Annotated in this window: 14 protein-coding genes; 8 read left to right on the top strand and 6 right to left on the bottom strand. The window is 68.7% G+C overall.

What is annotated here, in order from left to right; all coding sequences use genetic code 11:
• The first annotated feature begins 98 nt into the window (after positions 1–98).
• From ctaE to ABME02_RS04325, 6 genes are read left to right on the top strand one after another with little or no spacing between them, the layout of a single operon-like run.
• Positions 99–737 carry an aa3-type cytochrome oxidase subunit III gene (gene ctaE, locus ABME02_RS04350; protein ID WP_353814057.1) on the top strand — a complete coding sequence of 213 codons (639 nt, stop codon included), beginning with the start codon at positions 99–101 and terminating at the stop codon, positions 735–737.
• Between the two features lie 50 nt (positions 738–787).
• Positions 788–1,579, top strand: a complete 792-nt coding sequence (gene qcrC / locus ABME02_RS04345; protein WP_353814056.1) for a cytochrome bc1 complex diheme cytochrome c subunit — start codon at positions 788–790, stop codon at positions 1,577–1,579.
• A gap of 32 nt (positions 1,580–1,611) precedes the next feature.
• Entirely contained in the window at positions 1,612–2,688 is a 1,077-nt protein-coding gene (qcrA, locus tag ABME02_RS04340) for a cytochrome bc1 complex Rieske iron-sulfur subunit (protein WP_353814055.1), read from the top strand.
• Entirely contained in the window at positions 2,685–4,289 is a 1,605-nt protein-coding gene (gene qcrB, locus ABME02_RS04335; protein ID WP_353814054.1) for a cytochrome bc1 complex cytochrome b subunit, read from the top strand. Before qcrA ends, qcrB begins: the two co-directional genes overlap by 4 nt.
• Before the next feature lie 32 nt (positions 4,290–4,321).
• Positions 4,322–5,170 (top strand): putative RNA methyltransferase, encoded by an 849-nt coding sequence (locus ABME02_RS04330; RefSeq protein WP_353814053.1) that lies wholly within the window; start codon positions 4,322–4,324, stop codon positions 5,168–5,170.
• Between the two features lie 52 nt (positions 5,171–5,222).
• Positions 5,223–5,876, top strand: coding sequence for a class I SAM-dependent methyltransferase (locus tag ABME02_RS04325; RefSeq protein WP_353814052.1), 654 nt, complete (start codon positions 5,223–5,225; stop codon positions 5,874–5,876).
• Between the two features lie 57 nt (positions 5,877–5,933).
• On the opposite strand, the gene ABME02_RS04320 is transcribed toward ABME02_RS04325, so the two are convergent.
• The 5 genes from ABME02_RS04320 to ABME02_RS04300 all read right to left on the bottom strand — a co-directional run bounded on the left by ABME02_RS04320 (position 5,934) and on the right by ABME02_RS04300 (position 11,067).
• The gene (locus ABME02_RS04320; RefSeq protein ID WP_353814051.1) at positions 5,934–6,356 is read right to left on the bottom strand and encodes a cytochrome c oxidase subunit 4; all 423 of its coding nucleotides are present in this window, start codon (positions 6,354–6,356) and stop codon (positions 5,934–5,936) included.
• On the bottom strand, positions 6,357–8,093 hold the full coding sequence (gene ctaD / locus ABME02_RS04315) for an aa3-type cytochrome oxidase subunit I (RefSeq protein WP_353814050.1): 1,737 nt from the start codon (positions 8,091–8,093) through the stop codon (positions 6,357–6,359).
• Positions 8,090–8,992 carry an aa3-type cytochrome oxidase subunit II gene (gene ctaC, locus ABME02_RS04310; protein ID WP_353814049.1) on the bottom strand — a complete coding sequence of 301 codons (903 nt, stop codon included), beginning with the start codon at positions 8,990–8,992 and terminating at the stop codon, positions 8,090–8,092. Before ctaC ends, ctaD begins: the two co-directional genes overlap by 4 nt.
• Before the next feature lie 199 nt (positions 8,993–9,191).
• Positions 9,192–9,542 (bottom strand): iron-sulfur cluster insertion protein ErpA, encoded by a 351-nt coding sequence (gene erpA / locus ABME02_RS04305; RefSeq protein ID WP_129233257.1) that lies wholly within the window; start codon positions 9,540–9,542, stop codon positions 9,192–9,194.
• Between the two features lie 85 nt (positions 9,543–9,627).
• Entirely contained in the window at positions 9,628–11,067 is a 1,440-nt protein-coding gene (locus tag ABME02_RS04300) for a dipeptidase (protein WP_353814048.1), read from the bottom strand.
• Positions 11,068–11,109: 42 nt separating this feature from the next.
• On the opposite strand from ABME02_RS04300, the gene ABME02_RS04295 reads away from it, so the two are divergent.
• Positions 11,110–11,691, top strand: coding sequence for a DUF3043 domain-containing protein (locus ABME02_RS04295; RefSeq protein ID WP_353814047.1), 582 nt, complete (start codon positions 11,110–11,112; stop codon positions 11,689–11,691).
• Between the two features lie 90 nt (positions 11,692–11,781).
• Here the strand turns inward: ABME02_RS04295 and ABME02_RS04290 are convergent, their stop codons facing one another.
• A complete protein-coding gene (locus ABME02_RS04290) occupies positions 11,782–12,927 on the bottom strand; it encodes an alkaline phosphatase family protein (RefSeq protein WP_353814046.1) in 1,146 nt (381 codons plus the stop codon).
• Positions 12,928–13,005: 78 nt separating this feature from the next.
• Between ABME02_RS04290 and ABME02_RS04285 the strand changes: the two genes are divergently transcribed.
• Positions 13,006–15,474 (top strand): DNA gyrase/topoisomerase IV subunit A, encoded by a 2,469-nt coding sequence (locus ABME02_RS04285; protein ID WP_353814045.1) that lies wholly within the window; start codon positions 13,006–13,008, stop codon positions 15,472–15,474.
• Positions 15,475–15,488: the final 14 nt, after the last annotated feature.

Raw genomic sequence — 15,488 nt, 5'->3', positions numbered from 1 at the left:
TTTCACGGCGTCCGACCAGCGGAATCCGCGATTCGAAGGGGAAGATGTCGGACATCCGGACCCGCCCCGTCCGAAAACACGTCCGAGGATCAGCCATAATGGTGAACGTGACGAGCACCTCAATGACGTTTCAGACGAGTGCGCCTGCGATCAAGCGGCCGAACACCGTCGCGGTCGGTACCATCGTGTGGCTTGGCAGCGAGGTCATGTTCTTCGCGGGCCTGTTCGCGATCTACTTCACGCTGCGTTCGACGTCGCCGGAACTGTGGGACTTCGAAGCGGGCCGATTGAACGTCCCGTTCGCCCTCGTCAACACGCTCATCCTCGTGGCGTCCTCGTTCACCTGCCAGTTCGGCGTCTTCGCCGCCGAGCGCATGCAGCCCTACCGCACCAGCTGGAAGCTGCGCGACTGGGGCATGGTCGAGTGGTTCTTCGTCACCTACGTCATGGGCGCCATCTTCGTCGCGGGTCAGTCGCTCGAGTACGCCCAGCTCGTCTCGGAGGGCATCGCGCTCGACTCGAACGCGTATGGCTCGGCCTTCTACCTCACGACCGGCTTCCACGCGCTGCACGTCACCGGCGGCCTGATCGCCTTCCTGCTCGTGATCGGCCGAGTGTTCGCCGTCAAGAACTTCGGCCACAAGGAGGCCACCAGCGCGATCGTCGTGTCGTACTACTGGCACTTCGTCGACGTGGTCTGGATCGGCCTCTTCCTCGTCATCTACGTCCTCAAGTAGCCAGAGCCAGGAGCGCCAACCCCGCAATGCCCGCGAACAGGAAGAGATCAATGAACCGCTCGAAGCGACGCACCGGTCGCCGGCATCCGCTCGCCACCGCCGCGCTGCTCGCGCTCGGCCTCGTGTTCACCGGAGGCGCCTACGCCGCCTTCAGCACCACGACCGCGCAGGCTGAGCCCTCCCCCACGTCGCAGGAGACGATCGAGGAGGGTGGGAAGCTCTTCCAGGCCAACTGCGCCACGTGCCACGGCCTCGAGGCACAGGGCACGAACGACGGCCCGAGCCTCATCGGCGTCGGCGCAGCGGCGGTCGACTTCCAGGTCGGCACGGGTCGCATGCCGATGCAGATGCAGGGCCCGCAGGCCGAGCAGAAGCCCGTGCAGTTCACCGACGAGCAGGTCAAGCAGCTCGCCTACTACGTCGGCTCGCTCGGCCCCGGCCCCGACATCCCCGCCGACAGCCTCGTCAACGGCGGCGGCGATGCGGCGAACGGCGCGGAGCTCTTCCGCATCAACTGCGCGATGTGCCACAACGTGGCCGGCGCCGGTGGCGCGCTCACCGAGGGCAAGTTCGCTCCCCCGCTGACGGATGTCTCGGGCGTGCACATCTACGAGGCCATGGTCACCGGCCCGCAGAACATGCCGGTCTTCAACGACCTGAACATCTCGCCGGAAGACAAGCGCGACATCATCACCTACCTGCAGTACGTGCAGGACAACCGTTCGCCCGGTGGCTTCGAGCTCGGCTCGCTCGGCCCGGTCGCGGAGGGTCTGTTCATCTGGATCTTCGGTCTCGGCGCCATCGTCGCGATCACCGTGTGGATCACGGCGAAGTCCAACTAGGGCCCGCACCGAAGAAGCGAAGAAGGAGAACCATGGCACAGGACGACCACAGCGGCACCGAACTCGCCGCTGCCGACTCGTCGCACGCCGAGACCGTCCCCGCCGTCAAGACGGGCACCGCCCTCATCCAGTCCGACGCGTTCGAGAACCCCGGCTTCCCGCCGCACCGTCCGCGCGTCACCGATGAGGACCCGAAGAAGGAGAAGCGTGCACAGCGCACGGTGTACACGCTCTTCTACCTGTCGATCCTCGGCAGCATCTGGGCGATCGCGGCGTACATGCTCTTCCCGATGGAGGGCAACGACGTCGGCGACGTGCGTCTGAACAACCTCTTCATCGGCCTCGGTGCGGCCCTCGCGCTCCTCGGGATCGGCTTCGGTGCCGTGCACTGGGCGAAGGCGGTCATGACCGACGTGGAGATCGCCGACGAGCGCCACAAGATCGGCGGCAACCAGGTCGCCCGCGAAGGCGCGGTCAAGGTCTTCCAAGACGCCGACCGGGAGTCGGGCTTCTCGCGCCGCGCGGTCATCCGCAACAGCCTCATCGGTGCGCTCCTCGTCTTCCCGCTTCCCGCGGTCGTCCTGTTCCGCGGGCTCGCGCCGCAGGACGAGAACCCGGTCGAACTCCTCAGCCACACCATGTGGAAGGCGGGCACGCGGCTCACGCTCGACCCCTCGGGCGTGCCGATCAAGGCCGCCGACGTCACGATCGGCAGCGCCTTCCACGTGATCCCCGAGGGGCTCAGCGAACTGCACCACGGCAAGCTCGAGGAGAAGGCCAAGGCCGCGGTCCTGCTCATGCGCCTCAACCCCGACGAGCTCAACGAGCTCCCGGACCGTGCGTCGTGGTCGTACGACGGCATCGTCGCCTACTCGAAGATCTGCACGCACGTCGGCTGCCCCGTGGCCCTCTACGAGCAGCACACGCACCACCTGCTCTGTCCGTGCCACCAGTCGCAGTTCGACGTGGCCAACCACTGCGAGGTCATCTTCGGCCCGGCCGCGCGGCCGCTGCCGCAGCTGCCGATCATGGTCGACGATGAGGGCTACCTCGTCGCGCAGAGCGATTTCACCGAACCCGTGGGCCCGAGCTTCTGGGAGCGTCATTGAGCACCGCAACCACACGTGAGCCGCAGCGTCGTACCTTCACGGCGGCCGCCTCGAACTACATCGATGAGCGGACGAGCGTCTCGACGTTCGTCAAGGAACTCGGCCGCAAGGCCTTCCCCGACCACTGGTCCTTCCTCCTGGGCGAGGTCGCGCTCTTCAGCTTCCTCGTCATCCTGATCACCGGCACGTTCCTGACGTTCTTCTTCCAGGCCTCGATGGCCGAGGTCGAGTACGACGGGTCGTACGTGCCGCTCAAGGGCGTCGAGATGTCGGTGGCCATGGCCTCCACGCTCGACATCTCGTTCGACATCCGCGGCGGCCTGTTCGTCCGGCAGATGCACCACTGGGCCGCGCTGATGTTCGTGGCCGCCATCGGCCTGCACATGCTGCGCATCTTCTTCACGGGTGCGTTCCGCAAGCCGCGCGAGCTCAACTGGGTCATCGGCTTCGTGATGTTCATCCTCGCGATGGGCGAGGGCTTCACCGGCTACTCGCTCCCCGACGACCTGCTCTCCGGCAACGGCCTCCGGATCATCGACGGAATGATCAAGGGCATCCCGCTCATCGGGACGTGGACCTCGTTCCTGCTCTTCGGCGGCGAGTTCCCGGGCACCGCGATCGTCGGCCGTCTGTACTCCCTGCACATCCTGCTGCTTCCGGTGATCCTCCTGGCGCTGATCGCGTTGCACCTGATGTTCGTGGTCGTGCACAAGCACACGCAGTATGCCGCTCCCGGCCGCACCCAGCAGAACGCAGTCGGTCCGCCCATCCTCCCGATCTACGCTGCGAAGGCCGGCGGGTTCTTCTTCCTCGTGTTCGGCGTGCTCGCGCTCATCGCCTCGCTGTTCACGATCAACCCGATCTGGAACTACGGCCCGTACGACCCGTCGCCCGTCTCCGCAGGTACCCAGCCCGACTGGTACATCGGCTTCGCGGACGGCGCGCTGCGGCTCATCCCGCCGGGCTGGGAGTTCGTGCTCTTCGACCGCACCTGGTCGTTCAACATCCTCGTCCCGCTGGTCGGACTCGGCCTGTTCATCGCGACGGTGCTGATCTACCCGTTCATCGAGGCGTGGGTCACGGGCGACAAGCGCGAGCACCACATCGTCGACCGTCCTCGCAACAACCCCACCCGCACCGCCATCGGTGCCGCCGGCGTGACGTTCTACGCGGTGCTCTGGGCGGCCGCGAGCTCGGACATCATCGCCACGCACTTCAAGCTGACGATGGAGGGCGTGATCCACTCCCTCCAGGCGCTGCTCTTCCTCGGCCCGATCGTCGCGTACTTCGTCGCGAAGCGCGTGTCCATCGCGCTGCAGAAGAAGGACCGCGAGATCGTCCTCCACGGCTACGAGTCGGGTCGCATCGTGAAGCTGCCGGGCGGCGAGTTCATCGAGGTGCACCAGCCCCTCGACGAGTACGACCGTTGGAAGCTCGTGAGCTACGACTCGTACGAGCCGCTGATGATCCGCCCGAACGCTCGGGGTAAGATCACCGTCGGCCAGCGTCTGCGTGCCGGCATGTCGCGCTGGTTCTTCGAGGACCGGATCGCTCCGGTCACCAAGGGCGAGCTCGAGGCTGCTCACCACGAGCACCACTGATCAACCCAGCAGCTGAGTTCGGGCACCGGACCATGTCGATCGACTCGACGTGGCTTCGGTGCCCGAACTGCTCCTCCGAACTCGAAGCGGTCTCGGACCGGGTCTTCGGCTGCGCGAAGGGGCACCGGTTCGACCGGGCGAAGCACGGATACCTGACGCTGCTGCCGCCGAAGGCGCCGCGCACGGTAGGCGATGACCGGGAGATGTTGACGGCTCGCGCCCGGCTGCTGGATGGCGGATCGTACGCTCCGATCGCCGAGGCGCTCGTCGACGCCGCGATCGGTGCTGGCGCCTCGGCCGCTCCTCCCGGTGTCCTGCGCGTCGCCGATCTCGGCTGCGGCACGGGCTACTACTCCGAACGCATCCACGCCGCGCTCCCCGGCGCCGAGGTACTGCTCGCCGACCGGTCACCCGACGCCGTCAGGATGGCGCTCCGGGCCGTCCCGGCGGCGACCGGGGTCGTCTTGGACATCTGGCGCCCGCTGCCGATCCGAGACGCCGCAGCGGACGTGATCCTCGACGTGTTCGCACCGCGCAACCCGGCCGAGTTCGCCAGGATCCTCCGTCCAGGTGGGCGGATCGTCGTCGTCGTCCCCACCTCGTCGCATCTCTCGGAGCTGCGTGAGTCGGGCGGACTGATCGACATCCCTGCGGAGAAGGCGACGACGGTGTCCGACCAGCTCCAATCCGCAGGGTTCGCGCCGGCGTCGGTCCGGAGCGTCGAGTACCGGATCGAGGCGGATGCCGCCCTCCGCACGCTCATCACGGGAATGGGGCCGTCAGCTCACCACGGTGCGGCCCTCGCGTCGGTCGACGCCGACGGAATGCAGGAGGTCACCGTGTCCGTCGACGTGCTCGCCTTCGTCGTCACAGCATCCTGACCGCAGTCCCGCGAGGGAGGATGCCCCGGTCGCGCGGGTGCATACTGGGCGCATGGACGAGTGCTGCAGTCCAGCTCGGTCTCGGTACTTCGAGGCCTTCGACGTCCGATTCGCGCGCCAGCTCGATCGACGCTACCGGCGGAAGGGCCTCACCGGACCCGAGCGTCGTATCGTCGAACGTCTCGAGTCCGAGGGCGTCGAGGGAACGACAGTGCTCGAGGTCGGCGGCGGCATCGGCGCCATCCAGCTCGAACTGCTCCGTGACGGTGCCTCGAGCTCGACGAACCTCGAGATGTCCGGCGCGTACGAGGCGGTCGCGCGAGCACTCCTGGACGAGGCGGGTCTGTCCTCCCGCGCCCGCCGGTTCATCGGCATCGACCTCGCCGTGGAGGGCGCACGCGTGGGGGCCGTCGATCACGTCGTGCTGCACCGGGTGGTGTGCTGCTACCCGGACGCCGTTGCGCTGCTCGCCGCGTCAGCGTCGCATGCGCGTCGGACCGTCGTGTTCAGCCACCCGACGCGGACATGGCCGAGGCGCGCACTCGTCGGTGCCGCGAACCTCATGATGCGACTGCGCGGAAAGGAGTACCGCGGCTACCTGCACTCCCCCGAGGTGATGTACGACACGTTGCGGTTGGCGGGCTTCGCACTGGAGGACATCGTTCGGGCAGGTCCGTGGCGCATCGCGACCGCGCACCGGGCGTGAAGAACGACGACGCCCCCGGTGCTGAAGCACCGGGGGCGTCGAGGAACGAGGACGCGATCAGCGCGCGAAGTTCCCGCGGTAGTACTCGTAGACCCAGCCGACGAGGCTGACCAGGGCAGGACCGATCGCGAGGAACGAGATCCAGAACCCGACGGCGAGGCCGAGGAAGGCGAGCGCCGCCGAACCCGCGAGCATGATCGGCCACCAGCTCCACGGGCTGAAGAACCCGAGTTCGGCGTCGCCGTCATCGATGTTCGCGTCGAGTCGGTCCTCGGGGAGCTCGCCGCCCTGTTCCCTGTGGACGCGGCCCAGGTAGAACGCGATGAACGCGCTGAGCACACCGCTGAGCGAGATGGCCACGAGCCCGACCCACTCGACCCCCGGCTCACGCTCGTCGATCCACGTCCAGAAGATGTAGACCGCGGCCGAGAGGGCGAAGAAGCCGGTCAGGACCCAGAACAGGACGACATTGGCGCGCATCTACTTGACTTCCTTGGTCTCTGCGTCGATGACGGGGGCGTGCGGTGCGTCCTTCGCCGGACCGATGCCGACCGGGATGCCCGCCTCGGGGTGGTTCAGGTCGAACGCCGGGCGCTCCGACCGGATACGCGGGATCGACGTGAAGTTGTGCCGCGGCGGCGGGCAGCTCGTGGCCCACTCGAGCGATCCGCCGTAGCCCCACGGGTCATTGACGGTGACCTTGGGTGCGCGACGCGCCGTGATGTACACGTTCAGGAAGAACGGGATGAGCGAGACCGCGAGGATGAACGCGCCGATGGTGGACAGCTGGTTCATCCAGGTGATGTTGTCCTCCGGCAGGTACGAGTAGTACCGGCGCGGCATGGCGACGACGCCCAGCCAGTGCTGGATGAGGAACGTCGTGTGGAAGCCGATGAACAGCAGCCAGAAGTGCCACTTGCCGAGCGTCTCGTTCAGCATCTTGCCGGTCCACTTCGGCCACCAGAAGTAGAAGCCGGCGAACATCGCGAAGACGACGGTTCCGAAGACCACGTAGTGGAAGTGGGCGACGACGAAGTACGTGTCGGACACGTGGAAGTCGAGCGGCGGGGAGGCGAGGATGACGCCGGTGAGGCCGCCGAAGACGAACGTGATCAGGAAGCCGAGCGACCAGATCAGCGGGGTCTCGAACGTGATCGAGCCGCGCCACATCGTGCCGATCCAGTTGAAGATCTTCACACCGGTCGGGACGGCGATCAGCATCGTCATGAGCGCGAACCACGGCAGCAGCACGGAACCCGTGACGTACATGTGGTGCGCCCAGACCGTGACCGAGAGGGCCGCGATCGCGATCGTCGCGTAGATCAGCGTCTTGTAGCCGAAGATCGGCTTCCGGCTGAACACGGGGAAGATCTCGGACACGATGCCGAAGAACGGCAGGGCGATGATGTACACCTCGGGATGGCCGAAGAACCAGAAGAGGTGCTGCCAGAGGATCACTCCTCCGTTCTCGGGGTCGTAGATGTGAGCGTTGAACACGCGGTCGGCGGCGGCGGCCAGGATCGCGGCGGCGAGGACCGGGAAGGCCATCAGCACGAGGATCGAGGTCACGAGGGTGTTCCACGTGAAGATCGGCATCCGGAACATGGTCATGCCCGGCGCGCGCATCGTGATGATCGTGGTGATGAAGTTCACGGCACCGAGGATCGTGCCGAAGCCCGAGAGGCCGAGGCCCAGCATCCAGAGATTGCCGCCGATGCCCGGTGAGAACGTCGTCGATGCGAGTGGTTGGTAGGCGAACCAGCCGAACGATGCGGCGCCCTGAGGGGTGAAGAAGCCGGCGACCGCCATCAGCGACCCGAAGTTGAACGCCCAGTAGGCGAACGCGTTCAGTCGTGGGAACGCGACGTCGGGTGCACCGATCTGCAGCGGCATCAGGACGTTCGCGAAGCCCGCGAAGAGCGGCGTCGCGAACATCAGCAGCATGATCGTGCCGTGCATGGTGAACAGCTGGTTGTACTGCTCACGGGTCTGGATGACCTCGAGACCAGGCTCGAACAGCTGCGCGCGGATGATGAGGGCCATCACGCCGCCGATGCAGAAGTAGATGAAGGAGGTGATCAGGTAGAGGTACCCGATGACCTTGTGGTCGGTGGAGGTGATCCACTTGACGAGGACGTTGCCCTTGCGCTCGACCTTCGCGGCGCCGAACGGCTGCGACGACCCCGCGGGCCGAGCCGGTGCGGTGGTGGTGCTCATTCGCCTTCGTGCTCCTCAATCAGTTCGGGCGCGCCCGTGCCGGGCAGGTTCTGGTTGCGGTCGTACTCGGTGGAGAGCTGGCCCTCGTTGCCCGAGTCGCGCAGTTCCTCGATGTAGTCGTCGTACTCGCCCTGCGAGACGACTTCCACGTTGAACAGCATGAGCGAGTGGTACTCGCCGCAGAGTTCGGCGCACTTGCCGGCGTACGTGCCCTCGCGCTCGGGGACGAACGACATGTAGTTCGTCTTGCCGGGGAACATGTCCTTCTTGTAGAGGAAGTCGACGACCCAGAAGGAGTGGATCACGTCGCGGGACTCGAGTGCGATCTCGACGTTCGCACCGACCGGCAGCACCAGCGTCGGCAGTTCGTCCTGCTTGACCGATCCGGCCGGTCCCTCGTCGTCGAGCTGCGCCTGGATGCCGGCGGAGTAGACGTCCTCGTTGACGTAGTTGAAGTCCCACGCCCACTGCTTGGCGATCGCCTCGATCTTCACGTCGATCTCGTCCTCGGCGAAGCGGGCCTCGATCGCCTGCTGGTCGCGGGCCGTGAAGGCGAAGAAGCCGAGCACCAGGATCAGGGGGATGACGGTGTAGAACACCTCGATCGGCATGTTGTAGCGCAGCTGCACCGGAAGGCCGGTCTGGCCCTTGCGGCGGCGGTAGGCCACCACGGCCCAGATGGTGAGGCCCCACGTCACCACACCGACCACGAGCAGCACGATCCACGACGTCACCCACAGGCCCGAGACCCGCTCGGTGTGGTTCGTCGCGGGCGCCTCGCCCTCGATGAAGCCGGGGAGGAATCCGTTCAGCTGAGCCTGCGTGCATCCGGCGAGGACGAGGCTGAGCGTCGCTGCGATCGGAACAGCAGCCCATCGGAGACGGCGATTGTGGCGCACCGGTGACCTTTCGGGAGATTCGAAGGCGCTTCTCAGCGAAGCGCATTGATCAGCCCTAGCCTACTCCGAGTCGACGGCCCGCTCGTGCACCATCAGCGCGCGTTCAGCCCGATGTGCATCGAATCTCCCGCCCGACGGCCGGAAACGCGATGAGGGAGACCGCCGTGGCGGTCTCCCTCATCGCGTGATTCGAGGCGGCTCAGTGGAACGAGTCGCCGCAGGCGCAGCTGCCCTGCGCGTTCGGGTTGTCGATCGTGAAGCCCTGCTTCTGGATCGTGTCCTCGAAGTCGATCGTCGAGCCGTCGAGGTACGGGACGCTCATCTTGTCGACCACGACCTCGACGCCCTCGAAGTCCACGACCGCATCGCCGTCGAGCAGTCGCTCGTCGAAGTAGAGCTGGTAGATGAGGCCGGAGCATCCGCCGGGCTGGACGGCGACGCGAAGACGCAGGTCGTCACGCCCCTCCTGCGACAGGAGGCTGCGCACCTTGTCGGCAGCCGGATCGCTCAGCTTCACGCCGTGGACGGCGTCGGTGATCGTGTCGCTCATATCGCTCCTCGAAGAAGGTCGGTCGGCACCGATTGTACCCGTGCAGGATGCGCGTTCTCCCTGAACGGCCGATCGCGCGGGGCCGCTACTCCCCCGCGCGCGCCTGGAGGCGGGCGAGAAGTGCCGCCTCGGTGAGCACCGCGCGACGGAAGACGCCGAGGTGCAGCGACTCGTTCGGGCTGTGCGCACGGGAGTCGGGGTCCTCCACGCCGGTCACCAGGATCTGCGCCTGCGGGAACTCCTCGACGAGCTCCGCGATGAACGGGATCGACCCGCCCACTCCGATGTCGACGGGCTCGACGCCCCACGCCTCGGCCATCGCGGCCTTCGCCTCCGCGACGGCCCAGCCGGAGGTGTCCACGAGGAACGGCTGCCCGGTGTCGATGTCGTCGAGCTCGACGTGCGCGCCGAACGGCGCGTTCCCGAGCAGGTGCGTGCGAAGCGCCTCGAACGCCGCCTCCGCGTCCTGTCCGGGCGCGATGCGCGCGCTCACCCGGACCGCCACCCGCGGGATGAGCGTGTTCGAGGCGTTCGCCACCGTCGGCGCGTCGATGCCGGTGACGGTGATCGACGGCTGGGCCCAGATGCGGGAGAGGATCGTGCCGCGTCCGATCGGCGTCACGCCGTCGAGCAGCCCGGTCTCGGCGCGGAGCTGCGCCTCGTCGTACGGCGGCGTGTCCAGGTGGGCGGACGTGAGTCCGGCGACGGCGACCGCGCCGTCCTCATCGTGCAGCGTCGCGAGGAGCCGGATGGCGGCGAGCATCGCGTCGGGCACCGCACCGCCGAACATCCCCGAGTGCGACGCGTGCGCGAGCGTGGAGACCGTCAGTCGGAAGGTCACGTTGCCGCGGAGCGCGACCGTGAGCGCCGGGGTGTCGACGTCCCAGTTGTTCGAGTCCGCCACGACGATCGCATCCGCCTCGAGCAGATCCCGGTTCTCGCGCAGGAACGCCGAGAAGGACCGGGACCCGAACTCCTCCTCGCCCTCGATGAAGAGCGCGATGCCGAGATCGAGGTCGGTGCCGACGACGTCGACGAGGGCTCGGATCGCGGCGATGTGGGCCATGACGCCGGCCTTGTCGTCGGCCGCGCCGCGGCCGTAGAGCCGGTCGCCGCGGAGGGTCGGCTCGAACGGCGTCGAGTCCCAGTCCTCGTCGCGGCCGGGCGGCTGGACGTCGTGGTGGGCGTACAGCAGCACCGTGGGGCGTCCGTTCCGCGCGGCGCGACGCGCGACGACTGCGGGCTGCCCCAGCTCTGCCCCGTCGCCGATCGGCGCCTGCCTGATGTCGACCTCGTCGAACACCCCGAGCCCCCGGACGAGCTCCGCCACCGCCTCCGCGCTCCGGGCGACGTGCTCGGGGTCGAAGGCCTCCCACGACACGGACGGGATCCGGACGAGGTCCGTGAGGTCGGCGACGGTCGACGGGAAGCCCGCCTCGACCGCGGCACGGAGGCGATCGACCACGGGAGCGACGTCGTCGTCGCGGTGCGGGCCGGAGGAGGGGATGGGTCGGGTCTGGCTCATGCGGCTAATCTTAAGAGGAACCGATTCGACGAGGACTCCCCCGTGGCCAAGCACCCCAAGACCGAGACGCCCGCCTCCGCACCCGACGACGCCGCACCCGCGACGCCCAAGGTCGGCAAGGGCGCACCCACTCCGACGCGTGCCGAGCGCGAGGCCGCCAACAAGCGCCCGCTCGTCCCGAACGACCGCAAGGAGGCCGCGCGGCAGGCGCGCGCCAAGGCCGCCGAGTCGCGGGAGCGCGCGCGGCTCGGCATGGCCGCCGGCGACGAGCGGTACCTCCCCGCCCGCGACCGCGGCCCGCAGAAGAAGTACGTGCGCGACTACGTCGACGCGCGCTTCAGCATCGGCGAGATCCTGATCCCGGTCATGTTCGCCGTGATCGTGCTCACGTTCGTCCCGAGCTACGAGGTCCAGACCATCGGCATCTTCGCCCTGTGGGGATTCTTCCTGGTCTCCGTGGTCGACGTGATCATCCTCGGCTTCACGCTGCAGCGGAAGCTCGCGGCGAAGTTCGGTGCGGCGAAGGTCGAGCGCTTCCGCTGGTACGCGGCGATGCGCGCACTGCAGCTGCGCCCGCTCCGCCTGCCGAAGCCGCAGGTCAAGCGAGGCCAGTACCCCTCCTGACGAGGACGAGGACGAGGACGAGGACGAGGACGAGGACGGATGCCGCGGCCTCGCGCCGCGGCATCCGCCATCGCCGTCGGGCGCGTCGCGTCAGTCGCGACGGTACGCACCGAGCCGGATGAGCGGGATGCGCGTCTCCTCGTCGGTCAGGGAGCCGTGCTGGCCGACCATCTCCTCGCCGCGACGATCGGCCTCGCGCCGGTCGTAGTAGGCGACGCCCGAGCGCGCCGCGACGAGGACGTCGGCGATGCGGCCGAGGTTCCGCGGTTCGACGTCGCCGTAGAGCCCGCTTGCGATCGCCTCGTCGCGCGAGACGACCCAGGCCCGATCGCCCTCGGCATCCCGCCAGCGATCCAGGAGCGCGGCGCGCGCGGACTCGTCGAGGTCGGGCTCGAGGACGAGGCCGAGGCAGCGCGGCTCGCCCGCGACATGGCGGACGCCCTCGACGAGTCCCGGCGTCGCGTCGACGAACACGTGCCGATGCGGTGGCACGTCGAGCACGCCGTGGTCTGCGGTGACGAGGAGGCCCGTGCCTCGGGGCATCCGTCGTTCGAACTCGGCGACCTCGGCGTCGAGGGTCTCGAGCGCGGCGAGCCAGCGATCGGATTCCCATCCGTGGGCGTGCGCGATCTGGTCGAGCTCCGAGACGTAGACGTAGACGAGCGCCGGACCCTCTCGGAGGACGCTGAGCGCCTCGGCGAACCGGTCGGGGATCTTCGCGCCCGCGCGGTACTCCGCCCCGCGGAGCACCGCGCGCGTGAAGCCCGACGTCGCGTAGCGGGTGCCGCCGATCGCGACCGCGCGCACGCCCCGCTCTTCCGCTCGGTCGAAGACGGTGTCGTGCGGCTGCCAGGCCTCCGGGACCATCCGGTCATCCCAGCCGCTCAGCTGGTTCACGACGCGGTCGTTCGCGCGATCCGGGACTCGGTAGCCCATGAGCCCGTGCGCACCGGGCATGAGCCCGGTGGCGAAGCTCGCGATCGCCGCCGCGGTCGTGGAGGGGAACACCGTCCGGATCACATCCCGCTTGGCCATCGCGCCCGCGAGGAAGCGGGCGTGGCCCGAGCGACCGCGCAGGTTGCCGGCTCCGAGCCCGTCGACGAGGACGACCACGGCCGAGTCGACGGCCGGGAGGTCGAACGGGCCGGCTCCCCCGCCGATCGAGGCGAGGGCGGCGGGCAGCACCCCGGTGAGCCGCGGGGCTCCGTCGGCGGGCACCGGTAGCATTGCTGGCATCGCGCCCAGTCTGGCACAGGCCGGGCGCGGCCCCGTTCCCCGCGCGTGCCCCGTGCGCGCCCTGCGCAGAGACGACGAATGACCCCAGCCAAGAGCGAACCCTCCTCATCACCGATCGCCGAGCGGATCGACGAGATCGACGTCGCAGAGGAGATGCAGGGGTCCTTCCTCGAGTACGCCTACTCCGTCATCTACTCGCGCGCGCTCCCCGACGCGCGCGACGGCCTGAAGCCCGTGCAACGCCGCATCCTCTACATGATGAGCGACATGGGGCTGCGCCCCGATCGGGGGCACGTCAAGTCGGCGCGCGTCGTCGGCGAGGTCATGGGCAAGCTCCACCCGCACGGCGACAGCGCGATCTACGACGCGCTCGTGCGCCTGGCGCAGGCGTTCACACTCCGCGTTCCCCTCGTCGACGGCCACGGCAACTTCGGCTCGCTCGACGACGGCCCCGCCGCCGCGCGCTACACCGAGGCGCGCATGGCGCCCGCCGCCGTGTCGATGACCGAGCACCTCGACGAGGACGTCGTCGACTTCGTCCCCAACTACGACAACTCGCACCAGCAGCCGGAGGTGCTGCCCGCGGCGATCCCCAACCTGCTCGTCAACGGCGCGAGCGGCATCGCGGTCGGCATGGCGACGAACATGGCGCCGCACAACCTCGTCGAGGTCGTCGCCGCGGCCCGGCACCTCCTGCTGAACCCCGAGGCGACGCTCGACGAGCTCATGGAGTTCGTGCCGGGGCCCGACTTCCCGTCGGGCGGGACCATCGTCGGCCTCTCCGGGGTACGCGACGCGTACGCGACCGGCCGCGGGTCGTTCAAGACGCGGGCGAAGGTGTCCGTCGAGCAGCTCACGCCGCGGAAGGCCGGCCTGGTCGTCACCGAACTGCCCTACCTCGTCGGCCCCGAGAAGGTCATCGAGAAGATCAAGGACGGCGTCAACGCCAAGAAGATCACCGGCATCTCGGATGTCGCCGACCTCACCGACCGCACCAAGGGGCTCCGCCTCGTCATCGGCGTGAAGACCGGCTTCAACCCCCAGGCGGTACTCGAGCAGCTCTACCGGATGACGCCGCTCGAGGACTCCTTCAACATCAACAACGTCGCCCTCGTCGACGGACAGCCGCAGACCCTCGGCCTCCGCGAGCTGCTCGACGTCTACCTCGCCCATCGGATCCGCGTGATCACCCGGCGCTCGGAGTTCCGGCTCGCGCGTCGCCGCGAACGCCTCCACCTGGTCGAGGGCCTCCTCATCGCGATCCTGGACATCGACGAGGTGATCCAGGTCATCCGCTCGAGCGACGACGCCGAGGCCGCGAGGTCCAGGCTGGAGGACGTCTTCGACCTCAGCCGGCTGCAGGCCGAGTACATCCTCGAGCTCCGCCTGCGTCGGCTCACGAAGTTCTCGCGGATCGAGCTCGAGGCGGAGCGCGACCAGTTGCTCGCGGAGATCGCCGCGCTCGAGGAGCTCCTCGCGAGCGACGCGCGCATCCGCGCGCAGGTCGCCGAGGAGCTGGACCGCGCAGCCGAGCTGTTCGGCACCCCGCGCCGCACGATGCTGACCGAGGCCAGGGTGCAGCCGAAGACGCGCAAGGCGGTCGACCCCGCGACCCTCGAGCACGCCGACGTGCCGTGCCGCGTCATCCTCGGCTCGACGGGGCGGATCGCCCGCGTCGACGCGCCCGAGGGTGAGGCATCCGTCACGCTCACTCCCCCGAGCCGCCGCTCCAAGCACGACGCGGTGCGTTCCGAGGTCGCCACAACGAGTCGGACGGAGATCGGGGCGGTCACGTCCAAGGGCCGCCTCATCCGGTTCTCGCCGATGGACCTGCCTGCGCTGCCTCCGAATTCGGTGCAGCTCGGCGCCGGCGTGCGGGTCGCCGACTACCTCGCGCTCCCCGACCGCGCCGAGCAGGTGCTCGCCGTCGTCTCCCTCGACCCGCAGCAGCCGATCGTGCTCGGCACCGAGCAGGGCGTCGTCAAGCGCGTCGCGCCCGGCAACTACCCGAACCGGCCCGAGTTCGAGGTGATCGCGCTGAAGCCGGGCGACCGCGTGGTCGGCGCCTCGCAGGGCGGCGACGACGACGAACTCGTCTTCGTCACGAGCGACGCGCAGCTGCTGCACTTCCCGGCCTCGACCGTCCGCCCGCAGGGCTGCCCGGCCGGCGGCATGGCCGGCGTGAAGCTCGACGCCGGGGCGCGCGTGATCTCGTTCACGGTGATCCCGCGCGCCGACGTCGAGTCGACCGTCGTCGTGACCGTGGCCGCGTCGGCCGACACGCTGCTCGGCGCCGACCCAGGTGCGGCGAAGGTCTCGGACTTCGCCGAGTTCCCCGGGAAGGGGCGGGCGACGGGCGGCGTCCGCGCGCATCGCTTCCTCAAGGGCCAGGACGCACTCTCGGTCGCCTGGGTCGGTCCCGGTCCCGCGCGTGCGCTGGGCACCGACGGCTCGCTGCGCGTCCTCCCCGAGGGGGGTGCGAAGCGCGACGGCTCGGGCCAGACGCTCGACGCCGTCGTGCAGGTGATCGGCCGGGCCATCCGCTGACGTTCCGCCGCACG

Source organism: Agromyces zhanjiangensis (genome assembly GCF_040496055.1).
Lineage (GTDB): Bacteria > Actinomycetota > Actinomycetes > Actinomycetales > Microbacteriaceae > Agromyces > Agromyces zhanjiangensis.
This window is presented reverse-complemented; position numbering and strand designations above follow the sequence as displayed.